This window comes from Pseudomonas sp. NCIMB 10586, assembly GCF_023127895.1.
Classification (GTDB): Bacteria; Pseudomonadota; Gammaproteobacteria; order Pseudomonadales; family Pseudomonadaceae; genus Aquipseudomonas; species Aquipseudomonas synxantha_A.
Genome location: NZ_SPKQ01000042.1, coordinates 516,067 through 538,748, shown reverse-complemented (window position 1 = coordinate 538,748; position 22,682 = coordinate 516,067). Strand labels below are relative to the sequence as shown.

Sequence of the window (22,682 nt, the reverse complement as noted above, 5' to 3'; positions counted from 1 at the left end):
ACCTCGGTGCATCTGATACACCGAGGTGTCGGCATCGCAGGCAAGCCAGCTCCCACAGGGACCGCGCTGACCTTATGATCAGTGCCCCGCAGCCGCCGGCCCTGCCTTTGCGGTAAATGGCGGCTTGGCCAGCCACACCAGCAACATCAACCCCATGAACATCCACCCCAGCAACGTGAAGTAATCCACGGTGGACATCATGTACGCCTGGCTGGTGAGAATCTGGTCCAGCTGCGTGTACGCCTTCTGCCCTGCCCCGCCCAGCGCCTGCAAGGCATCACGGGTGGCCGAGTCGTAGGTGGTCATGTTCTCGCTCATGTAGGCATGGTGCTGGTCCGCCCGGCGAATCCAGATCCAGGTGGTCAGCGACGCCGCAAAACTGCCGCCCAAGGTGCGCAGGAAGGTCGCGAGCCCGGCGCCGTCGGCGATCTGGTGCGGTGGCAGGTCGGACATCAGGATGCTCAAGGTCGGCATGAAGAACAGCGCCACGCCGATACCCATGAACAGCTGCACCATGGCGATATGGGTAAAGTCCACTTCGTTGGTGAAACCGGCGCGCATAAAGCAGCTCAAGCCAATCGCCAGGAACGCCAGGCCAGCCAGCAAGCGCAGGTCGAACTTGTGCGCGTACTTGCCCACGAACGGCGACATCAGCACCGGCAGGATACCGATCGGTGCCACCGCCAGCCCGGCCCAGGTGGCGGTGTAGCCCATCTGGGTCTGCAGCCACTGCGGCAGGATCAGGTTGATGCCGAAAAAGCCCGCATACCCCAGGATCAACACGATGGTGCCAATGCGAAAGTTACGGTGCGCGAACAACCGCAGGTTTACCACGGGGTGCTTGTCGGTCATTTCCCAGATGACGAACACCGCCAGGGCAATCACCGAGATCACTGCACCAATGATGATGAAATTGGATTCGAACCAGTCCAGGTCATTGCCCTTGTCGAGGATGATCTGCAAGGCGCCGACCCCGACGATCAGGCTCAACAACCCGACGTAATCCATCGGCTGATAACTGGTAACCACCGGACGCTTCTTCAACTGCGAGCGCACCACCATCACCGCGAAGATACCGATGGGCACGTTGATGAAGAAGATCCACGGCCAGCTGTAGCTGTCAGTAATCCAGCCGCCGAGGATAGGGCCTGCAATCGGTGCCACCACCGTGACCATTGCCAGTAACGCCAGGGCCATCCCGCGCCTGGCGGGTGGGTAGACCGCGATCAACAGCGTCTGCGTCATCGGGTACAACGGCCCGGCGACCAAACCTTGCAGCACCCGAAAGCCGATCAACTCGGGCATCGAGGTGGAAATCCCGCACAGGAACGAGGCCAGCACAAACAGGATGGTCGCCCACAGAAACAGCTTCACCTCGCCAAAGCGCCGGCTCAACCAGCCGGTGAGCGGCAACGCGATGGCGTTACTCACCGCAAACGAGGTGATCACCCAGGTGCCCTGCTCCGAACTCACGCCCAGGTTGCCGGAAATGGTCGGCAACGCCACGTTGGCGATGGTGGTGTCGAGCACCTGCATAAAGGTCGCCAGCGACAGGCCAATAGTGGCCATCAACAGGCTGGGTGGCGTGAACGAGGCGTTATTGCTCATCAGCGTTGCGCAGCCTTGGGAGCGGCGACGCTGTTGTCATGAATCAACTGATTGATCATGGCATCCGCTTCGGCCAATTGACGGTCATACACGCTGGTGGTGAACGAGGCCTTTTGCGGCGCCTGTTGCGCCAGCACCGGGCCGCTCTGGTCGTGCAGGTCTACGTTGACCACGGTGCTCAAGCCCACCCGCAGCGGGTGCTTGGCCAACTCTTCAGCGTTGATATGGATGCGCACCGGTACCCGCTGCACGATCTTGATCCAGTTGCCGGTGGCGTTCTGTGCGGGCAGCAAGGCGAACGCGCTGCCGGTGCCGGCGCCGAGGCTGTCGACGGTGCCGCTGTACTTCACGTCGCTGCCGTAGATGTCCGACTCGATATCCACCGGCTGGCCGATGCGCATATCCCGCAGTTGGGTTTCCTTGAAGTTGGCGTCAATCCACAGCTGGTCCAGCGGAATCACGGCCATCAGCGCGGTGCCCGGTTGAACACGCTGGCCCAGTTGTACGGTGCGCTTGGCTACATAGCCGGTGACCGGCGCAATCAGGGTGCTGCGCGCATTGGTCAGGTAGGCCTGACGCAGTTGTGCAGCGGCGGCTTGCACGTCGGGGTGGGACGAAATCACCGTGTCATCCACCAGGGCATTGGTGGTTTTGAGTTGTTGCTCAAGGTTGGTCAAGGCGTTCTTGGCCGCGGTCAGGCTGTCGCGGGCGTGGGACAGTTCTTCCTGGGAGATCGCTCCGCCCTGGGCCAGGGTCTTACGCCGGTTGTAGTTGTCCTGGGCCGTTTGCACATCGGCCTTCTGCGCATTGACCTGGGCTTTCATGCCGTCGACATTGCTGTACAACCCGCGCACCTGGCGCACGGTGCGCGCCAGGTTGGCCTGGGCACTTTGCAGGCCGACGGCAGCATCGTTGGGGTCGAAATTGATCAGCACCTGGCCTTCATGCACCAGGTCGCCATCGTCGGCGCCGATGCTGACCACGGTGCCGGTGACCAGTGGGGTGATTTCCACCACGTTGCCGTTCACGTAGGCATCGTCGGTGCTCTCGTTGAAGCGCCCGTAGAACTGATACCAGGCCCACACGCCGACCACACCGAGGATGACGATCAGCGCCAGGCCGATGAGCATGACTTTGCGTTTGCGTGGGTTGTTGTCTTTGGGTTGTTCAGTTGCGTTGTTACTGTCGGCAGTGGCCATGACAAATACCTCAAATTATTCCGTGCGTGTGGCGGGGGGGGTCGCGGCCACGTTGCTGGCGTTGTATCCGCCGCCCAGGGCCTGCATCAGTTGAATCGACAGATCGATCTGCGCCGCCTTCAGGGTCGCCAGCTGACGCTGGGCCTGCAGCAGTTGCTGCTCGATGCTGAGCACATCCAGGTAGTTACCGATGCCCGAGCTGTAGCGTTGCACCCCGGTGTCGTAGGACTGCTGGGCGATGTCGGCGGCATGTTGCTGGGCCTGGATCTGGCGGCCGGTGTCGCGCAGCTGCGAAAGGCTGTTGCCGATATCACCCAGGGCTTGCACCAGGGTTTTGTTGTACTGGGCCACGGCCAGGTCGTAGTCGGCGTCGCGGGCGTCAAGGTCGGCGCGCAGGCGGCCGCCATCAAAAATCGGCAGCGAAATCGTCGGCGCAATATTGAAGAAACGGCTGGCCGAACCGAACATCGCATCGCCCAGCAACGACTCGGCGCCTGCGCTCGCGCTCAGGTTGAGGTTGGGGTAGAAGCGGGTTTTGCTGGCGTCGATGTTCTTGCTCGCCGCCTCCACTCGCCAGCGTGCGGCGACCAGGTCCGGGCGACGACCGAGCAGCTCGGCAGGCAACACCGCGGGCACCGCGACGGCGCTGGGTTTGAGCACCGCCGGGCGGGCCAACTCGCCACCCCGGTCCGGGCCTTTGCCGAGCAATACGGCGAGGGCGATCTTGGCGCTTTGCAGTTGTTTTTCCGCGTCGATCAGTTGCGACTGGGAGCTGGCTTCCAGGCTCTCGGTCTGCTGGTATTGGTATTCACTGTCGATGCCGGAACTCAGGCGGCGCTTGCTCAGGTCGAGCATCTGGCGGGTGCGCTTGAGGTCATCGACAGCCAGGTCACGCACGATATGCGCCTGGCCCAGGTCGCTGTAGGCTTTGGCCACGTTGGCCGCCAGGGTCAGGCGCGCGGCCTGCTGGTCGACTTCGGCGGCGCGGGCCTGGCCCAACGCGGCTTCCCAGGCTGCGCGCTGGCCGCCCCAGAGGTCGAAGTTGTAGTTGAAGCTGGCGCCGATGTTGCGCACCGTCGAATAGGCATCGCCCTGACCACGCGGGTCCTGGTCTTTGGCCAAGCGCGAGCGGCTTACACCGGCGCTGGCATCCACGGTCGGCATACGGGCGGCGTTGGCGGCATAGGCGGCGGCTTCGGCCTGGTGGGCACGGGCGTCGGCGACTTGCATGTCGGGGCTGCTTTGCAGGGCCTCCTGGATCAGGCCGTCAAGCTGTGGGTCGCCGAGGCTTTTCCACCAGTCGGCGGCCGGCCAGGCGGCGCTCGACAGCGTCACGCCGCTTAGGGATTTGCCGGTTTGCAGGGTGTTGGCGTCGAGGCGCTGACCCTGGGTGTCGAGGCCGCTGTAATTGGCGCAACCGGCCAACGTCATCGCCGCCAGCACCAGGCTGAGTGCGCGTGTGTTCATGATCTACCTACCCGCTGGATCGTGATGGGGTCACCCGCAGCGATCAGTATCTTCTTCAGGATCCGCTCCAGGGTTTCCAACTCGCCCGGTTCAAGCGCGCCGGCCAGTTGGTTGAGGGCCTGGGCGCCGATGTGCGGGAGCATGTCCGCCAGGCGCTGGCCCTCGGCGGTCAGCACCAACTGCACCTGGCGGCGATCCAGTTCGGAGCGCTTGCGGCTGAGCAGGTCTTTTTGCTCCAGCCGGTCGAGCATCCGCGTCATCGAACCGCTGTCCAGGGACAGGTTGCGGCACAGCTCGGCCGGGGTGTCGACGCCGAACTGGGCCATGATGATCAACACTTTGAACTGCGCGGCGGTGATGCCGTGGGGTTCCATATGGGTGTCGATGATGCGGTCCTTGAGAATCGCGGCGCGGCCCAGCAACAGGCCGAGGTGGCAGTTGTGGAAGTTATCGGGGGTGAAGTGAGGCATCGAAAGTCACCTTATTACTGCCTAGGCAGTGAATGTGTGACGAGATATTACTGCTTAGGCAGCGAATGTCAAATGGAATAATTAGGTTGCTTGGTAGTTGACCGAAGGCTGGAGTGAAATGAAAACCAATGTGGGAGGAGCAAGTCGAATCGTCGCACCGCCCCTCCCACATTTTTTACCGCGTACCGATCAGAAATCGCGTTTGTAAAAGATATCCAGGGAACTCGCCACACCCGTGGCCACTTCCAGGTACACCTTCTTGCTCAGCAGGTAGCGCAAGGCAATGGTGTTGGCCGGCTCGAACACCCCTACCCCATAACGCAGGCTGAGCTTCTCGTTGATCTTGCCGCTCGCCACTACCGCCGTACTGTTGCCGGTGCCTTGGGTGTCCAGATCAAAGTCCTGGATACCCAGCTTATTGGCAATGTCCGAGGTCACACCGGCACTGCCCATCAAGCCCAGGCCCAGGGCGGCTTCGGCGAGCATGTTGTTGTCTTCGCCGGTGTTGGTGCGCGAACGGCCCAGCACCAGGTACGACAGCGCATCTTCTTGAGCCATGGCCGGCTCGGAGAAAATCTGCGTGGCCGGCTGTTCGGCGCTACCGCTCAGGCGAATACCGGCAGTCACGGTGCGGGACGATTCGACCACTACGCGCACCGCTTCGATATCCAGGAACGGCTGGTCCAGCGGCCCGGCAAACAACAGCCGCGCGCGGCGCACGTTGAGGCGCTGGCCGTAGGCACGGTAGCGGCCGTCGTTGAGCCACAGCTCGCCACGGGTATCCATGTTGTCGCCGATATGCACATGGCCCTGGACCTTGGCGGTGAGGCCAAAACCGGCGAAGTTGAGCTGGTCTTCACCCACCTCCACGTCGATATCCATGGCCATCGCCATCGGCGCTTTGCCCTCTTCGGTCTGGCTGCCGATGATTACCGTGTCGTCAGAGACCTTGACCGTCGAAGGCGGCAGCTCGCGCACGGTGATATCGCCACGGGGGATATGCACTTTGCCGGCAATCGCCAGTTTGTCGTCCTTGAGGCTGATCTTCAGGTCGGGTGCCACTTCCAGCTTGGCATAGGGTTCTACGGTGACCGGCAGTTGCGAGCCCTTGAGGCTGAGGTCGACCACCAGGGCGCGGCCCCAGTCGATCTGGCCCATGAGGCTACCCTGCCCGGCCTTGCCGCTACGCCAGCCACCGTTGAGCTGCACGCTTTCGCCGGCGATCTGCGCCTGCAGGTTCAAGCCCTCAAGGCTGATGGGCAACTCGGGCCCGGAGACTTCACCGTCCACCAGGTTCAGGTTGCCGTTGACCAGCGGCGCGAGTAAACCGCCAGAGATGCGGCCACTGCCGTTGAGCTTGCCGGTGAGCTTTTCCACCATCGGCACAAACGGCCGCGCCACGGCGAGGTCCAGGCCGGTGAGGCTGAAATTGCCGGTGATCGGCTTATTGTTCGGCAGCGGATTTATCTGCGCCTGCAACAACAACTCGCCAAGCTTGCCGCCACGGAAATTCAGCTGGGTGTCGATACGCTTGGGGTTGAGGGTGGTTTCCAGCTTCAGGGTGTCATAGGGGAAATCCAGCCACTGGCCCTTGTCGCGCACGCGCAAGGTGCCGCCGCTGGCATCTACCGCCACTACGCCCTTGGGCCCGCTTTCCGGCAAATCGAGCTGTACGTCAGCATTGAGCTTGCCCTGCCAGGCGAAGTCTTTGGGCAAAAAGGCCGCAAGGCTGTCGAGGGGGAATTGCTTGAGGTGGTAACGCAGCTTTGGCTCGGGCATCAGGCGCTGGTCTTCGCCACACAGGCTGGCGCCGCCGGAGACCCAGCAGTGTGCGCCGAAGGTCAGCTTGCCATCGGCCAGGCGCTCGATTTTCGCCGGGGCTTGCAGCCGCCAGTCTTGGCCACCGGCTTGCACGTCGCCACTGGCGAGGCGCCCGCGCCAGTTGTCTTTATCGAGGTTGCCGTCCAGGGCTAGGGCTAGTTTGACCAGCGGGCCAGTCAGAGCCAGTTGGACTTTCTGGTTCTTGATATCGCCCTGGGCGCTGGCAGTGAGGTTGCCGACTTGCGTCTCGCCGCTTTGAATACCGCTGGCCTTGAGGTCGAGCTTGGCGCGTTGGGCGCTATCGAGGCTGGCGTCGAGGTTGAGGGTTTGCAGGCGATTGTCAGCAAATGCCAATTGCTGGCCCTTGAGGTCGAGCTTGCCTTGCGGCGCCTTCAAAGTGCCGGCCACATCGACACGCCCATTGATTTGCCCGCGCAGTTGCGGCCAAAGCTGGGCCAGGCGCGTCAGCTTGATGTCGATCTGCCCGGCCAGGCGTTGTTGCAGGCTGCCACTGCCGTTGATGCGGTTGTCACCCAAGCGGATGTCCAGGTTGGCGAGGGTCCATTGTTCGCCTGCACCTTCGGCCTTGGCCGCCAGCACAGCGGTTTGCCCGCGCAGGCGGCCCTTGAGATCGAGGTCGGCGTTGAGCTTGAGTTGTTCATTTTTGAACTCGCCTTTGCTGCGCAGCGGTCCGGCCAGGGTGCCAGGTAACTCGGCCACCCAGTACGCCGGGTTCAGTGCCGACAGGTCCAGCGCGGTGTCCCAGGCAATACCGTCGGCAAATTGCAGGTTCAGGTGGCCTTCGGCCTTGCCCTGACCGGCCGTCAGTTTCAACTCGGGCAGGAAGACTTGCTTGAGGTCGCCACTGAAGGGGGTGACCACATTGAACTTACCCGCCGGGCCGTCGAGGTCGGCCTTGAGGTTGCCCAGGTAATTGCCGTCCTTATAGGAGATTTCACCATTGAAGGTACGCAATGCCACTTGCGGCTCGTCGATGACGGGATAGAGGCGATGCCAGGGGAAGTCCAGCCAGTCGATTTTGGCGTCAGCACTGAAGCCTTGTTGCCAGTCCAGGTTGGCACTGAGCTTGAGGCTTTGCTGGTCACCGGCATTCAGGTCCAGCCCGGCGATCTGCGCGCCCTTGGCGTCGACCTTGCCTTGCAGGAGTAAATCCACCGGGCCTTTTTCCGCTGGCAGCACGGCCTTGCCCAGCAACTGGTAGCCATCTTTCAGGTTGCCCTTGGCGCTCAAGTCCAACTGGTTGAGTTGCAAGGTGTCAGGCAGGTCGGCGCTGGGTTTGAACGCCTCGGAGGTGATGTGCAACTGCGCCGGCAGGTTTTCGGCCAGGGGTTGCAGCTCGCCTTTGAGCTTGGCCGGCAGGTAGCCGCTGCTGTCGGCGTCGAGCTTGAGGGTCTTGAGCAGGTCGCCGTCGAGCTTGAGCGCGACGCTCCAGGGTGCACCGCCTGGGGCGTAGGGCAGGCTCAGGTTGCCGGTGGCATTCAGCGGCCAATCGCCGGTAGGTTGCAGCAGGCCGGCAAGGTCGAGCACCAGGTCATCGCGCTGCAAATGTACCGAGTCAATCTGCATACCAGCGGTGGTCCAGTGCGCCGCCAGTTGCAGGCCCTTGAGTTCTTCGCTGCCGTTGAACAGCAGGCTACCGATGCGAACGTCGCCCAGTTGGATGGCAACCGGCAGTTTCAGGTCGGGGAGTTGAATCGGCCCGCTGCTGCTCTCTTCGGCACTGGGGGCAAATTCCAGGCTGACCTGTTCCACGTCCAGTCGGTTGATACACAGGGTCATGCGCAACAGACAGCCGGGCGACCAGTCAAACGTCGGCGCATTCAGCTCGACGCGGCTGCCGTCCTGCTGCCACAGCAGATGATCGGCACTCCACTGCCCGCCCAGGCGGCCCTGGTAATTCTCCACGCTCAAACCTGGCACCTGGCCCAAGGCCCAGCGACTGCCCGCCTGGGTGCCAAGCACTGACCACAGCGCCAACAACAGCAACACGAGGATGGCGACCAGCACCAGCCCCGCTATCTTCAAACCACGCATCACAGCTCAGGCCCCATGGAAAAGTGCAAGCGAACGCCGCCCGGATCTTCGAGGGCATGGGCCAGGTCGAGGCGGATCGGCCCCACCGGCGACACCCAGCGCACGCCGACGCCGACGCCGGTTTTCAGGCTCGGCAGGTCCAGGTTGTTGAACGAGTTACCCTGGTCGATGAAGGTCGCGATCCGCCATTTATCGGTGATGGAGTATTGATACTCGGCACTCAAGGCCACCATGTAGCGACCACCGATACGGTCGCCACGATCGTTCTCCGGCGACAGGGTCTGGTACTCGTAGCCGCGCACGCTCTGGTCGCCACCGGCAAAGAAGCGCAACGACGGCGGCACGGATTTGTAGCCGTTGGTGGCACTGCCGCCAAATTGTGCGCGCCCCAGAAAACGGTGGTTGTCCCACAAGGTGGTCAGGCCCTTGATCGTGGCCGTGCCGTAAAGCAGGTTGGTGTCAGACCCCAGGCCCTCTTTGGCGACCTTGGTGTCGAACATCAGGCGATAGCCATGGTGCGGGTCGATACGGTTGTCGCTGCGCAGGTAGGAATAACTCACCCCCGGCATCAACAGGTTACTCAGCCCCGAGTCATTGCCCAGGCGGTATTCCTCACGCTGGTACTTGAGGGAAATCACCCGCGTCCAGCCGCTGGGCAACTTGCTGTGCCATTCGGGGCCAATGGTGAGCAGCTTGCTCAAGGTGTCGGTGTTGGCGATCTCTTCATTCTGATAGCCACCGGCAAAGCGCAATTTGTCGGTAAGCGGCGGGTCCAGCGGGATGTCATACCACAGGCCGACGTTCTGCCGCGGTGCCGACAATTCGGCTTCCCAACCGTAGCTGTGGCCCTGGGGGTTGACCCAATGCCGCGTCCAGTTGGCTTTGCCCCGTGGGCCGACGTCGGTGGAGTAACCCAGGCCGAGGCCCATGGTGCGGGGCTTGCGGGTTTCCAATTGTACAGCGACCGGGATCACGTCATCAGTCGCGGCGGTGGGGCTGGCGTCCACGCGCACGCCTTCGAAGAAGCCGCTGGCTTGCAGGTTCTGGTTGAGTTCGGCGACCAGCTCGGAGTCGTACGGCGTGCCACTGTCAAAGGGCACCATGCGTTGCAACAGTTCTTCATCAAACGGCGTGTCGCCGCTGAAGCTGACCTTGCCCATGCTGTAGCGCGGGCCGCTGTCGTAAATGAGTTCGATGTCGGCCACGCCCGCTTGAGGATCAACCGCGAGCTTCTGGCTAGTGAAGCGCCCGCTGAAAAAGCCGTAGCGTGAGGCCTGGTTCTGGATCAGGCGCTTGGCGTCTTCGTAATGACCGTGATTGAGCACGGCACCGGGCTTGAGGTCGTCGCTGGCGGGTACGCGAAAGGCCTTGAGGCTCGCGGCCTGGCCATCGACCCGAATGGTCACGTCGCGCAAATGCACCGGTTCGCCGGGGTCGATGGTGAGGGTCAGGCGCGGATTCTTGCCGCCCTTCACCTCGCTGGCGATCTGTGGCTGATAGAAGCCCAGTGCCTGCGCGGCTTTGCGCGCCTGCTCCTCGGCGCCACGGCTGAACCGCAGCAAGGCTTCTTCGTCACGATCGCCGACCCCGCCGATATAGCCTTCGATGTTGGCTTTCAGCGCGTCGTTTGAGGGTTTGATCTGCACGTCCAGTTCACTTTGCGCCAATGCGCCGCAGCTTGTGAACAGCAGAATCAAGCCGCTGGTAAATCTTCCTGGATACTTCATAGGCGCGGATGCTACACGAGCTAGGGAGGGACTTTGAACTCGGATTTGTCTGAATAATTCTGTCCTAAGACGTTGCAGGATGTAACGCCTGGGGATTGGGATGGAAAAACACATGCTCCAGCACCGGCCCTACGGCGACTTCACCGATCTCCTCATAGCCTTGGCGCTTGTAGAAATCCAGGTAACGGGAGTTGCCGGTGTCGAGCACCACACCTGAGGAGTGCGGATCGTCGGCGCACCAATTGTGTACTGCTTCAAGCAGTTGCTCACCATGATGCTGGCCCTGGAACTGTGGGTGAATACCCAGCAACGGCAGCACATGCACGGCCTCGCTGGGCAGGCACGCCAGGACTGCCTGATGGTATTCCAGGTAACGCCGGGTACCGCGCACGCCGGTACTCAGCCACATGCGGATTTGCCAGGCCCAGCTCTCGGTGATGCCCAGGCGTCGTTGCGGCGGCGCAATCAGGGCGATACCGATCAGCCGGTCGTTGACGAACAGGCCGATGGCGGGAAGCTTCTGAAAAAAGTGCTGTTTGACCAATTCGCGCACGGTGGCGCGCACCCGTTGTTCATAACCCGGCCGTTCGGCTTCGAAGATATAGGCGAAGGTCGGTTCATGGCGATACGCCTGGTAAAGCAGGGATCGCGCTTCACGGGAATAACCGCTATTGAGCAGGCGGATTTCGGCAGTGGCCATCGAAGTGTCTGGCATAACAGTCAATCTCCCTGGGCGCCACTCAAACATGGCGTTCTTATGGGTACGAACCTGTGCAGCTCCAGTCGTTCCCAGACATTAGCAGCGCATTCACCCTACCGCCACGCTGGCCCCCGTCCGACTTGTCGGCTAGCATCGCCCTTTTGCCAGACTGGACTGCCGACCATGAAAATCGTCTCCTTCAATATCAACGGGCTGCGTGCTCGCCCTCATCAGCTGGCGGCGCTGATTGAAAAGCATCAACCTGACGTGATCGGCCTGCAGGAAACCAAGGTTCACGATGATCAGTTCCCGCTGGCCGAAGTGCAGGCTTTGGGTTATCACGTGTACTACCACGGGCAGAAAGGCCATTACGGCGTGGCCCTGCTCTCGCGCCAGCCGGCCTTGAGCCTGCACAAAGGTTTTGCCAGCGATGAAGAAGACGCCCAGCGTCGTTTTATCTGGGGCACCTTCGCCGATGAAAACGGCCACCCGGTGACCATCATGAACGGCTACTTCCCCCAGGGCGAAAGCCGCGACCACCCCACCAAGTTCCCGGCCAAGCAGCGCTTCTATGAAGACTTGCAGCACCTGCTGGAAAGCCAGTTCAGCAATGACCAGGCGCTGGTGGTGATGGGCGACGTGAACATTTCCCCGCAAGACTGCGACATCGGTATCGGCGCCGATAACGCCAAGCGCTGGCTGAAAACCGGCAAGTGCAGCTTCCTGCCGGAGGAGCGCGAGTGGATGGAGCGCCTGAAGAACTGGGGCCTGGTGGACAGCTTCCGCCACCTCAACCCGGACGTGACCGACCGTTTCAGCTGGTTCGACTATCGCAGCCGTGGGTTTGAGGATGAGCCCAAGCGCGGGCTGCGCATTGACGTGATCATGGCGTCCACCGGGCTGGTGCCACGGGTCAAGGATGCCGGGGTGGATTACGATTTGCGTGGCTTGGAGAAGCCGTCGGACCATGCACCGATCTGGTTGGAACTGAGCTGATAGCAAGCCTGGTGAAGATCTAAATGTGGGAGGGGCGGTGCGACGATTCGACTTGCCCCCTCCCACATTTAGCCTTGCGATGCATCAGTCACATTGCTGCAACCCAACTGACTTAATCTCGCGGCACTTCCTTTGGCTTGAGAAGGTGCCGGCATGATGCTGCGCGTTCTGTTCCTGTGTATTGCGATCGCCCTCCCCGCCGTGGCAGCCCCTCTTCCCGTCCCCGGCCAAGGTCCCGCCCTGCGCATCCAGGGCTCCAACACCATCGGCGCGGCACTCGGCCCGGCGTTGGTCATGGGTTTGATGGAGCATCAAGGCTTACGGGATGTGCGCAGCGAACCGGGCGCCGGGGCAAATGAACAGAGCGTGGTCGGCACGACGCACCAAGGCAAGACGGTGACCATCGAAGTCGCGGCCCACGGTTCCAGCACCGGCTTTGCCGCGCTGAAAAATACCCGCGCGGACCTCGCCGCCGCGTCCCGCCCGATCAAGGACGGCGAACTGGTGGACCTTGAACCTCTGGGCGACCTGAAAAGCCCCGATGCCGAACAGGTCATCGCCATTGATGGCCTGGCGATCATTGTTAACCCACGCAACCCACTCAATACTCTTGACACCGAGCAGTTGGCCCAGATCTTCAACGGCGAAGTCAGCACCTGGGAGGCGTTGGGCGGGAGTGGCGGTGCCATTCATTTATATGCCCCTGATGATCAGTCCGGCACCTACGACACCTTCAGGGAGCTGGTGTTGAGCCGACGTCAGCAGCCGCTCGCGCCGTCAGCCAAGCGTTTCGAATCCAGCGAACAACTGTCCGATGCAGTCAGCCAGGACCCCCAGGGTATCGGCTTTATCGGCCTGCCCTATGTGCGTCAGGCTAAAGCAGTGGCGATTGCCGATGGCGCCTCGCAACCGATGTTGCCGCTGACCAGCCTCATCGCCACCGAAGATTACCCGCTGTCGCGACGGCTGTTCTTTTATCTGCCGCCCTCCTCCCGCAATCCGTGGGCCAAGGCGTTGGTGGACTTTACCCAATCCAGTAAAGGCCAAGCGATTGTGGCGGCCAATGGGTTTATCGCCCAGCAGGTGCAGGCGATCGGCGTGACACCTCGCCCGTCAATGCCTGACGACTACCAGGCCATCGCCCGCGACGCTCAGCGCCTGACGGTAAATTTTCGCTTCGAAGAGGGTAGCGCCAGCCTCGACAACAAGGCACGCCAGGATTTGCAGCGGGTGGTGGCCTATATCAAAAGCCACGGCAAGCTGAACAAGCAGGTCACGCTGGTGGGCTTTGGCGATACCAAGAACGATCCGCAACGTGCGGCGTTGCTGTCGAAGTTACGGGCGATGGCGGTGCGCCGCGAGCTGGCAAAGAGCGGCGTGGTGCTCAAGGATATTCGCGGGTTTGGCGCCCAGATGCCGGTGGCGGCGAATACCGCGGACGAAGGTAGGATCAAGAATCGGCGGGTGGAGGTTTGGGTGTACTGAGCCTTGGAGTTTGAGGTGCTTGGACTGGCCTCATCGGGGGCAAGCCCCCTCCCACACTTGGATTTGTGAATACAGTCAAAATGTGGGAGGGGGCTTGCTCCCGATAGAGGTGACGCGGTGTTACTGCCCGCCGCGCATCATCTCCCGCGGCACATACTTGCCAATCTCGAACTTGCCGATCGCCGCGCGGTGCACTTCGTCCGGGCCATCCGCCAGGCGCAGGGTACGTTGCATGGCGTACATATAGGCCAGCGGAAAATCATTGGAAACCCCGGCGCCGCCATGGATCTGGATCGCACGGTCGATCACCTTCAAGGCCACATTCGGCGCCACCACCTTGATCTGGGCGATTTCGCTTTTCGCCACTTTATTGCCCACGGTGTCCATCATGTACGCCGCTTTCAGGGTCAGCAGGCGCGCCATGTCGATTTCCATGCGTGAGTCGGCAATCTTGTCGATATTGCCGCCCAGACGGGCCAGCGGCTTGCCGAACGCGGTGCGGCTCACCGAGCGTTTGCACATCAATTCCAGGGCACGCTCAGCCATGCCGATGGAGCGCATGCAGTGGTGGATGCGGCCCGGGCCAAGGCGGCCTTGGGCGATTTCGAAGCCACGACCTTCCCCCAGCAAGACGTTCTCATACGGCACGCGCACGTTGTCGAACAGCACCTCGGCGTGGCCATGGGGGGCATCGTCGTAGCCGAACACCGGCAACGGGCGCACGATTTTCACGCCGGGGGTGTCTACCGGCACCAGAATCATCGAGTGCTGCTGATGGCGCGGCGCATCCGGGTTGCTCAAGCCCATGAAGATCAGGATTTTGCAACGCGGGTCACAGGCGCCGGAGGTCCACCATTTCTTGCCGTTGATCACCCACTCATCGCCCTGGCGTTCGGCGCGGGCGGCCATGTTGGTGGCATCCGAGGAGGCAACATCGGGCTCGGTCATGGCGAAGGCCGAGCGGATTTCGCCACGCAACAGTGGTTCAAGCCAGCGTTGTTTCTGCTCTTCGTTGGCGTAGCGCACCAGCACTTCCATATTGCCGGTATCGGGAGCGGAGCAGTTGAACGGCTCCGGGCCCAATAAGGAACGCCCCATGATTTCCGCGAGCGGCGCGTACTCAAGGTTAGTCAAGCCAGCGCCCAGCTCGGATTCCGGCAGGAACAGGTTCCACAAGCCCTCCGCTTTTGCCTTGGCCTTGAGTTCTTCCATGATGGCCGTGGGCTGCCAGCGATCACCTTCGCTGACTTGGCGCTCAAACACCGGCTCGGCCGGATAGACGTATGCGTCCATGAACGCAGTGACGCGCTCACGCAGTTCCTGAACCTTGGGCGAATAGGCGAAATCCATGAGCAGCTCCCTTCTTTGAGAGGTTGTTTAGGTCATGTATTCGATGCTAGAACAGCGCTGATAATTTACCTAGCCTATTCTCGGCGTGTATTAACATTCATCACCGATATATGATCGGCGCATGGACACTCACAATAAGAGCGCAACGAAATGAATTTGAGCAAGGTCGACCTCAACCTCTTCATCGTCTTTGATGCGATCTATACCGAAGCCAACCTGACCCGCGCCGGGCAGATCGTCGGCATCACCCAGCCGGCAGTGTCCAACGCCTTGGCACGTCTGCGCGAAACCTTCAACGACCCGCTGTTTGTACGCACAGCCCAAGGCATGGTGCCCACACCGATGGCGCAGAACATCATCGGCCCGGTGCGCAATGCCCTGTCGTTGCTGCGCGTGTCGGTGCAGGAAAGCCGGATTTTCAATCCCCAGCAGGCCGCCAAGACCTACCGCATCAGCATGACCGACCTCACTGAAGCGGTGATTCTGCCGTTATTGTTCCAGCGCCTGCGCCGCCTGGCGCCGACCGTGGTGATCGAGAGTTTCCTGTCCAAGCGCCGTGAGACCACCAAGGAACTGGCCGCCGGGCGCCTGGATTTTGCCGTGGATGCGCCGCTCAACACCGACCCGCAGGTGCGCCATGTCAAATTGATGGAAGACCGCTACGTGTGCGCCATGCGCAAGGGTCACCCCATGGCAGGCAAGGACAAATTCAGCCTGGATGACTACCTGTCATTGACCCACATCCATATCTCCAGCCGTCGCAATGGCTTGGGCCATGTGGACCTGGCGCTGGGCAAAATGGGCATCCAACGCAAGATCGCCCTGCGTTCGCAGCACTACCTGATGGCTTCGCAAGTGTTGCAGCAGACCGACATGGTCATGACCGTGCCCGAACGCTTCGCTCGTCGCCATGAACTGCACTGGTTCAACCTGCCGGTCAACGACGTGCCCCCGGTGGAAACCCACCTGTACTGGCATGAAAGCACCGACCAGGACCCGGCAAACCGCTGGATGCGTGAGCAGATGATCGAGTTGTGCCAGCAAGTCACCGCCCACGAAAAGAAGCTCGACAAACAGCAATCCTAAGGTTCAAGAATACCCATTGTGGTAGGGGGCTTGCCCCCGATGGCACGCGCAGCGCCCCTTGACGTTCACGTCAACCTGCAATTAGCTTAGCGCCAAGCCTTTCTTGAGCATCGCCATGAGCACCACCTACAGCATCTCCGACCTCGCCCGCGAGCTCGACATCACCACCCGCGCCATTCGCTTCTATGAAGAACAAGGCCTACTGGCCCCGGAACGTCGGGGCCAGGAGCGTATCTACTCGGCGCGGGACAAAGTCAGCCTCAAGCTGATCCTGCGGGGCAAGCGCATCGGCTTTTCCCTGGCCGAATGCCGCGAACTGATCGAGCTCTACGACCCCAGCGGCGGTAACCAGATCCAGCTCAACAGCATGTTGGCCAAGATCGCCGAACGCCGCGAACAGTTGGAACAGCAACTGCTGGATATCGAACAAATGAAGCTGGAACTGGACACCGCTGAAGAGCGCTGCACCCAGGCCCTTGCGCACACCATGAGCCAAGCCGGCCATTAACCAGAAGGTAACTGCCATGTCCCTCCCCTCTTACGTGCGCCTGGTGGAAGTCGGCCCACGCGACGGTTTGCAGAACGAAGCCCAGCCCATCAGCGTGGCGGACAAAGTCCAGCTGGTAAACGCGTTGAGCGAAGCCGGCTTGAGCTATATCGAAGTCGGCAGTTTTGTCTCGCCCAAATGGGTGCCGCAGATGGCCGGCTCGGCTGAGGTATTCGCGCAGATCCAGCGCAAGCCCGGCGTGACCTACGGTGCACTGGCGCCGAACCTGCGCGGGTTCGAGGATGCGCTGGCGGCCGGGGTCAAGGAAGTTGCGGTGTTTGCCGCGGCGTCCGAGGCGTTTTCCCAGCGCAATATCAACTGCTCCATCAGCGAAAGCCTGGAGCGATTCGCGCCGATCATGGCCGCCGCCAAACAGCACGGCATCAGTGTGCGCGGGTATGTGTCGTGCGTGTTGGGCTGCCCTTACGAAGGCGATATCGCCCCGGAGCAAGTGGCCGCGGTCGCCCGTGAGCTGTACGCCATGGGCTGCTATGAAGTGTCCCTGGGTGACACCATCGGCACGGGCACCGCGGGCGCAACTCGGCGCCTGTTCGAAGTGGTCGGGGCGCAAGTGCCAAGGGACAAGCTGGCCGGGCATTTCCATGACACCTACGGCCAGGCCATCGCCAATATCTATGCCAGCCTGCTGGAAGGCATAAATGTATTCGACAGCTCTATCGCGGGCCTCGGCGGCTGCCCTTACGCCAGGGGCGCCAGCGGTAACGTGGCCACCGAAGACGTGTTGTACCTGCTCAACGGTTTGGGGATCGAAACGGGGATCGACCTGGAACGCTTGATTGGCGCAGGCCGGCAGATCAGCCACGTCCTTGGTCGACCTAGCGGGTCCCGTGTTGCGAAGGTGCGTAACGCCAGTTGAGTAGCACAGCTGTGACAATGTGTTACCGCACACCTGCACAACGGGTAACGCGGGAACATAATTCGTCATGCCTAGGCAAAACCATTTGCCCGATAAATACTAACTACATGATTTTAAACGAATTTAAAAAGTTGGCATGGCTCCTGCTATCTCTATGGCATAACAAGAATAAAAAGCGCCAAACCTAATAAAAACAAGACGAAACGACTCTGACATAACAAAAACAACACGGCAGAGACGCAGCTAACAGATTTTTTTGGAGAAGATGTGCTTCGCAGGGTACGGCATGCCGCAACCCGCAACCGGATAGAGAAAAATAAAACTACCTCAGGTAGCTACCACTGGTTGGATCGTTTACGAAGAAGCAGGTCAGCGCTCAAAAAAATACGTTTGCTCTTGACCCCGGATGGGGGTCGCCAAAAATAGCGGTACGGGCCACGGCTACCAAAAACAACAACAGGCCGCCCCTCAATAATAAGAAAAGAGCACGCAACGACAAATTAAAGGGGACCTTCGGGTCCCCTTTGTGCTGTTTGCACTTATGTGACTTAGGCGGATGCCACCTTCTTCGTCGAAAATTGGTTAAGCACAGTAACCGTCAAAGCCCGCAGCGCAGCTGTTTCCTTGGCTTGTCGCTGCGCCCTCAGTTGTTTCATTTCCTGGTTATAGAAACCACTGGTCATTGACCCATCGGCCAGAATTTGATCCCGGCTCTTACCCAGCAGGCTGGCAACTCTGTTAACCGCTGTCTCGTACTCTAGCTGCCAAGCCTTCTTTGCATCCTGCTCTACAAGGTCATCCTGTGTGTTCTGCAGATCTACCACCTTTTCCAACGCCTCTTGCTTCTCGGTTATTACCTCAAAATCGGCCATCGTCAGGGTGCTGAGGTCCTGTGGGTATTGGGCGCGAAGTTGGTTTCTCCAAAATTCCATGTCCACAAAAAAATGACTTTTTTCACTGATGTTTTTTTCGCCCTCAAGCACTTGTACATAGGCAGCATCAAGAGTCTCCGGGGCCACACCCGCGATAGGGCGATAGAGCATTTCAAGGGATTTGATCGGCAAATCCAGTCGCTGCGCCAAGCCGGAGCGATAAGCAAAGATGACTTCGGCCTGCTCGGTGAAGGCCGGCCCGCGCGCCTCGACGTCACGCTCAGCGATGATATCTACCAACTTCAGGCGAAATAGTCGCTCTGCGGTGCCAATCAGGGTCGCCTCAACGTCATGCTCTCCGACCCTCTCAAGCGATTTTTCCACCAACAGATCAGTTTCCATGTTCATGAACTCCAGCACACTCCCGTCACCACAGGTAACGCGATCATCAGCTGATTTAAACAATACATCGCGAGTGTGTTGGTTCTCATGGACGGCCCCAATCATGTCCCAAACGCGCTCCGCCAGTTGCGGCCGGGTAACCCCGGATTTGTACTCTGCACAACGGGTTGTGTCCGCCACCACGGTAAAAAATGCCGCCGCCTCGGGACTGGAACTGAGCTGGTCCCACATTTCGCCGCGACCGGCCTGCATGGCTGGGGGGGAATCGTGCAGCCACAACCTGCGCGCCTCAGCCAGGGTGACGTGGTCATCGGTAAGGACTACTTGCGACACAGGATTTTCATGCACGTTGATTCGGTCCGGATTCTCAACGGCGTACTCGGGCAGCTGAGTAATCGCGTTTGTGTGCAGATCGATCCAGTCCAGGTTATGCAGGCGCCCGGCACCTCTGGGGAAGGTCGTCGTTCCGGTATTCGCCAGATTCAGCCGGTTCAAGTCACGCATGTTGCTCAGATCGGCGGCCCATCCCAACTGACGGTTATGGGAGAGGTTAAGTACGGTCAAACGCTGCATGCCTTCGAGTTGCGTCTGGCCTTGCCTCGTCAACCGAATGTCGTTACCACTCACATCGAGCCAGGTCAAATCCGCTCCACCGTTGGCAAACTCCGGCAGCTGCGTGAAGTTGCTAGAGCTGATATCCAACCAGCGCACACCGCCGAATGCGCTCAAGAAGGGCAAGGACGCATCCGAAAGGTACATTCTGGATAAATCCAAACAGTCCACATGGTCCATGTTCGCCGTAATCGCCGGTAACTCACCGGGTTGCTCATCAGCCAAGCGCAGGATGTACGCCATGCGCTCTTGCTCGGCGGCCACGGCCTGTTGCGGCGACCGACGCTGCCATGCATCCTTGATTGCATCGGCGACCCGGCCACGGGTCCTGCGTTGCTGGCTATCACCGTCGGCCCGCCAGGCGTCCAAGTCTGTATTGAGTTGCTTGAACTCGTCTTTGAGCAAATCCATTTTTGCCATAAATCCAATATCGTTGACGCCCTCTAGCCCCAGCATCTGATCCACCTCCTCGATGGACGTTGACGGATAAAGGTCTAACGCTGCCCTTTCACATGCATAAGGTCGACGACCCGCACCGCCTACCGGGCTCAATGGATAACCAAAGCGTCCATCGGCAAGGCGCATTGGCGGTTTGTAGCGTGGTTTGGCAGGCTGCATGCGCAGCAACGCACGCAGTTCATCGCGAGGCATCAGCGGCATTTGCTCCAGTGCCTGTTTCAGACTCGCGCCGAGATCAGAGGCCGTCAGGTTCATCGCCCTCCAATCCTCAGGTGAAACTGCTGACTGTACAGCCCCATAGATGTCCGCCTGATGGTTCAATACCGCGATTTTTTCGTCCTGTACCTCATAAAGGTTCTTGGGACCGAACTTGATGAAACGACGCTTGACCGCCGCATTCTCTGGCCCCACCGAATCCAGTAGGCGCTCTCCACCCGGCAGCCGTTCGACAACATCAATGCGCAGGTCTGATGGCCAACCAGGAAGCTTATCCAGACTGTGCAGCACCATGCGTTGCGTGTCGTCATTGGCCAGGGTTTTTCGGTATAACCCTTCATACGTTCGCGCCAAACGCACCTGCTGCTGATAATGACGGGCCTCTTCAGCCAAGTTCTGCGGCATGCGTTGGCGCTCGGTGAGCGCTTGCATTTCGGAGGAGTTGGCACCGTTCAACAGTTCCTCGACAACCGCCGTGGGTAGAGAAGGGAATAAGCGTTTGATAAACCTTACTGTCGCGCTTTCTCCACCCTCGGCGGCGGCGTAGCGCTGGGTGAAAAGGTCAGATTGATACGCCGCTCTCTGTGAGGCCCTGACAGTGGAAACTTCCTCTGCCACGACATTATCCATTTCAAGTCGCTTCAAGGTATCGGTCAGTAGCGCGGGCAGTGCTGCCTGGTCTGTATGTATCTTACGTAGAGTGTCCACTTCCGTTGCAGTCATTTGCACTATGCGTTCGAGCTTAAGAGGCTCATTGGCAAAACGCTCTGCCATCGGGCCCAACCGCTGCATCAACTGCGGCCCGGTCAATGTCATCGGGTTCTCGTGCTCATGTGCCCACGCCCCGGCGCCCGTACGGCTTACCTTTGGGGTATAAGCCGCCGGGTTGTCCGGATGCAGGATTTTAAAGTCATTGCTGGCACCCATCCGCTCCACCAAGTAATGCGTGTTATTTTTTTCCCGCAGGTATAATCCCCCTTCATGTTCAAACAATCCGTCTTCATTGGCCGTGAGACCATCAGGCATTGTGACCTGGCGCTGATAAGGCCTCAGGTCAGGAGAATACAGACGGATATTGCCATCGGGGCAACGAACGTGGGCCAGGCTTTCAACAAATGCCGTCTTGACCAGCGGAAACAACTTGGCCCCCACCGCCGCCGTAGATACATTAAAGGCAATGGCCGAAACGTGGGCCCATGCCGCTTTTGTATCCCCTTCGTCCCACGCCGCTATTCCCGATGCGACCTCCCATAACATTTGCGCTGCCCCAATTGCGAGCATCACGGGAGCCAGCTCGGGGAAAATAAAAACTGCAACATTCAATACATTCAAAGCCATGCTGCCCATTTTGACCAACCAGGCGTTACGTGCACGCTGATCCGCCGCATCATTGGAAACGGCCATCGCTTGCGCATTCCTCAGTATTAGATTGGCTTTTTGCCAAGCGTGTTCGCGCCACAACACCGAAAAACGCCCCCCATAAGAAGCGGTGACGCCCCTGAGATCCTTTTTGTCAGAATCATAATCTTCACGTTCAGAAAATTTACCGGAGGGATCAAGATGCCGCTTGAGCTTAGTAAAAAATACACCTTGTCGCTCGTAGGGTATGAACTGACTAAAAAACCTTCGATAACTTACCAAACACAATCGCTCAACCAAATCAAGTTTGAAGCTTGTCAAACTCGAGTATTCCTTCAACATACAAACAGGATCTCCTGGAATGAACACCACACAAGGCTCATTCATGAACACCAGGCTGCGATGAGCAACTTGCACATTGACATTACCTATAACAACAATTTGCGCCAGCGGCTGCCCAAGCAACTTAAGTCCCGAATAAGTGAGTGTTTTCTCTCGCCACTTTAATTCCTGATGGTTATCCGCTGTTTTCCGCATCACCTGGTAGGTGTCTTCTTGAATATCCCCGCACCCAAGCGCTACCTCGGCGGCGAACAGGAACTGATACCTGGCCGAATTCAACATGCGATTACGCATGGTCTTGGTGGCGGTGCCCGCTGCAAAGTTGGGTGTGTCTTCGGGACAGATAAACGACTCGACATGCCTCAAGTATTGCGTACCCAAATCCAATTCTCGGCACAGGCTGGCAAACAAATGAGGTTGTATCGAGACTCTACCGCCGAGCGTTTGCGTATGATTGAACGTATAAGAGGGCGATTGTCGATGAAAATCATACTGAGTGATAAGCCTGGCGTTCTGATCGGCCACCTCAAGGGTATCTTCTATCGCAAAGTTCTTTAATGCCGCCTCAAGCAGACTAACACCTTCGTAATAGCAATAACATGATGCCTCTCGCCCAAAGACTTTAGAGCGATCAGCCGGCATCAACTTTTCAGTGGCAAAAAATAGCTGCCTTACATTGTGACGCCCACCGAATTTTTCTTTCATGGCCGCCACTAAAAGTGGTTCGGCAAAATCCACAACCCCTTTAAGCCCATTAAAACTGTCATCCAGTCTATTCAGCGAATTAAAGCTGCGGATGTAAGCATCACTCAGCTTCAACTTTTTACCCGACGACAAGTTTTTATACCATTCGGGCATCGCGAACTGCGTTTCAGAAAACTCCTTTTTGCGCTTAAGGTCGGCGGCGCCGTACCAGGACGGCAACCGGTCCTGTATCACCCGTGCATGAACGCTCTGCACCGCCGTTGATTGACTGCTGCCAGGTTGATCAAGCTCACTCATTTACCAAACTCCATTTGAAGGAACAAACGA

At 59.5% G+C, this 22,682-nt stretch carries 14 protein-coding genes; 5 read left to right on the top strand and 9 right to left on the bottom strand.

The annotated features are described in order from the left end of the window. Positions 1-78 precede the first annotated feature (78 nt). The 7 genes from E4P01_RS17745 to E4P01_RS17715 form a co-directional block, all read right to left on the bottom strand. Positions 79-1,608 (bottom strand): DHA2 family efflux MFS transporter permease subunit, encoded by a 1,530-nt coding sequence (locus E4P01_RS17745; protein WP_216091721.1) that lies wholly within the window; start codon positions 1,606-1,608, stop codon positions 79-81. Then, positions 1,608-2,807, bottom strand: coding sequence for an HlyD family efflux transporter periplasmic adaptor subunit (locus tag E4P01_RS17740; RefSeq protein ID WP_078821684.1), 1,200 nt, complete (start codon positions 2,805-2,807; stop codon positions 1,608-1,610). The genes E4P01_RS17745 and E4P01_RS17740 overlap by 1 nt, the downstream gene beginning before the upstream one ends. A 15-nt stretch (positions 2,808-2,822) precedes the next feature. Continuing rightward, positions 2,823-4,274: an efflux transporter outer membrane subunit gene (locus tag E4P01_RS17735; RefSeq protein WP_248130101.1), complete on the bottom strand. Its 1,452-nt coding sequence runs from the start codon at positions 4,272-4,274 to the stop codon at positions 2,823-2,825. Continuing rightward, positions 4,271-4,744 (bottom strand): MarR family transcriptional regulator, encoded by a 474-nt coding sequence (locus tag E4P01_RS17730; protein ID WP_005789189.1) that lies wholly within the window; start codon positions 4,742-4,744, stop codon positions 4,271-4,273. Before E4P01_RS17730 ends, E4P01_RS17735 begins: the two co-directional genes overlap by 4 nt. Before the next feature lie 189 nt (positions 4,745-4,933). After that, positions 4,934-8,620, bottom strand: coding sequence for a translocation/assembly module TamB domain-containing protein (locus tag E4P01_RS17725; RefSeq protein WP_216091722.1), 3,687 nt, complete (start codon positions 8,618-8,620; stop codon positions 4,934-4,936). Next, entirely contained in the window at positions 8,620-10,347 is a 1,728-nt protein-coding gene (locus E4P01_RS17720) for an autotransporter assembly complex family protein (protein WP_216091723.1), read from the bottom strand. The genes E4P01_RS17725 and E4P01_RS17720 overlap by 1 nt, the downstream gene beginning before the upstream one ends. 64 nt (positions 10,348-10,411) lie before the next feature. Then, complete coding sequence (locus E4P01_RS17715; RefSeq protein WP_216091724.1) at positions 10,412-11,062, bottom strand: GNAT family N-acetyltransferase; 651 nt, start codon at positions 11,060-11,062, stop codon at positions 10,412-10,414. A gap of 168 nt (positions 11,063-11,230) precedes the next feature. Between E4P01_RS17715 and xthA the strand changes: the two genes are divergently transcribed. Continuing rightward, positions 11,231-12,043 carry an exodeoxyribonuclease III gene (gene xthA / locus E4P01_RS17710; protein WP_032880573.1) on the top strand — a complete coding sequence of 271 codons (813 nt, stop codon included), beginning with the start codon at positions 11,231-11,233 and terminating at the stop codon, positions 12,041-12,043. A gap of 153 nt (positions 12,044-12,196) precedes the next feature. Continuing rightward, positions 12,197-13,528: a phosphate ABC transporter substrate-binding/OmpA family protein gene (locus E4P01_RS17705; protein WP_216091725.1), complete on the top strand. Its 1,332-nt coding sequence runs from the start codon at positions 12,197-12,199 to the stop codon at positions 13,526-13,528. Positions 13,529-13,648: 120 nt separating this feature from the next. On the opposite strand, the gene E4P01_RS17700 is transcribed toward E4P01_RS17705, so the two are convergent. Then, on the bottom strand, positions 13,649-14,878 hold the full coding sequence (locus E4P01_RS17700) for an acyl-CoA dehydrogenase (RefSeq protein ID WP_005789200.1): 1,230 nt from the start codon (positions 14,876-14,878) through the stop codon (positions 13,649-13,651). 150 nt (positions 14,879-15,028) lie between these two features. Between E4P01_RS17700 and E4P01_RS17695 the strand changes: the two genes are divergently transcribed. From E4P01_RS17695 to E4P01_RS17685, 3 genes are all read left to right on the top strand, one after another. Beyond that, entirely contained in the window at positions 15,029-15,964 is a 936-nt protein-coding gene (locus E4P01_RS17695; protein ID WP_032880570.1) for a LysR family transcriptional regulator, read from the top strand. A gap of 115 nt (positions 15,965-16,079) precedes the next feature. Continuing rightward, entirely contained in the window at positions 16,080-16,472 is a 393-nt protein-coding gene (locus E4P01_RS17690) for a MerR family DNA-binding transcriptional regulator (RefSeq protein ID WP_005789203.1), read from the top strand. A 16-nt stretch (positions 16,473-16,488) separates the two neighbouring features. Further along, complete coding sequence (locus tag E4P01_RS17685; protein ID WP_216091726.1) at positions 16,489-17,388, top strand: hydroxymethylglutaryl-CoA lyase; 900 nt, start codon at positions 16,489-16,491, stop codon at positions 17,386-17,388. A gap of 548 nt (positions 17,389-17,936) precedes the next feature. Here E4P01_RS17685 and E4P01_RS17680 read toward each other — a convergent pair. Next, on the bottom strand, positions 17,937-22,652 hold the full coding sequence (locus E4P01_RS17680) for a DUF6543 domain-containing protein (protein ID WP_248130100.1): 4,716 nt from the start codon (positions 22,650-22,652) through the stop codon (positions 17,937-17,939). Between the last annotated feature and the right edge of the window lie 30 nt (positions 22,653-22,682).

Excerpts from the sequence above, each read along its gene's own strand:
- E4P01_RS17745 (WP_216091721.1), bottom strand. The coding sequence starts at position 1,608 with ATGAGCAATAACGCCTCGTTCACGCCACCCAGCCTGTTGATGGCCACT.
- E4P01_RS17740 (WP_078821684.1), bottom strand. The coding sequence starts at position 2,807 with ATGGCCACTGCCGACAGTAACAACGCAACTGAACAACCCAAAGACAAC.
- E4P01_RS17735 (WP_248130101.1), bottom strand. The coding sequence starts at position 4,274 with ATGAACACACGCGCACTCAGCCTGGTGCTGGCGGCGATGACGTTGGCC.
- E4P01_RS17730 (WP_005789189.1), bottom strand. The coding sequence starts at position 4,744 with ATGCCTCACTTCACCCCCGATAACTTCCACAACTGCCACCTCGGCCTG.
- E4P01_RS17725 (WP_216091722.1), bottom strand. The coding sequence starts at position 8,620 with ATGCGTGGTTTGAAGATAGCGGGGCTGGTGCTGGTCGCCATCCTCGTG.
- E4P01_RS17720 (WP_216091723.1), bottom strand. The coding sequence starts at position 10,347 with ATGAAGTATCCAGGAAGATTTACCAGCGGCTTGATTCTGCTGTTCACA.
- E4P01_RS17715 (WP_216091724.1), bottom strand. The coding sequence starts at position 11,062 with ATGCCAGACACTTCGATGGCCACTGCCGAAATCCGCCTGCTCAATAGC.
- xthA (WP_032880573.1), top strand. The coding sequence starts at position 11,231 with ATGAAAATCGTCTCCTTCAATATCAACGGGCTGCGTGCTCGCCCTCAT.
- E4P01_RS17705 (WP_216091725.1), top strand. The coding sequence starts at position 12,197 with ATGATGCTGCGCGTTCTGTTCCTGTGTATTGCGATCGCCCTCCCCGCC.
- E4P01_RS17700 (WP_005789200.1), bottom strand. The coding sequence starts at position 14,878 with ATGGATTTCGCCTATTCGCCCAAGGTTCAGGAACTGCGTGAGCGCGTC.
- E4P01_RS17695 (WP_032880570.1), top strand. The coding sequence starts at position 15,029 with ATGAATTTGAGCAAGGTCGACCTCAACCTCTTCATCGTCTTTGATGCG.
- E4P01_RS17690 (WP_005789203.1), top strand. The coding sequence starts at position 16,080 with ATGAGCACCACCTACAGCATCTCCGACCTCGCCCGCGAGCTCGACATC.
- E4P01_RS17685 (WP_216091726.1), top strand. The coding sequence starts at position 16,489 with ATGTCCCTCCCCTCTTACGTGCGCCTGGTGGAAGTCGGCCCACGCGAC.
- E4P01_RS17680 (WP_248130100.1), bottom strand. The coding sequence starts at position 22,652 with ATGAGTGAGCTTGATCAACCTGGCAGCAGTCAATCAACGGCGGTGCAG.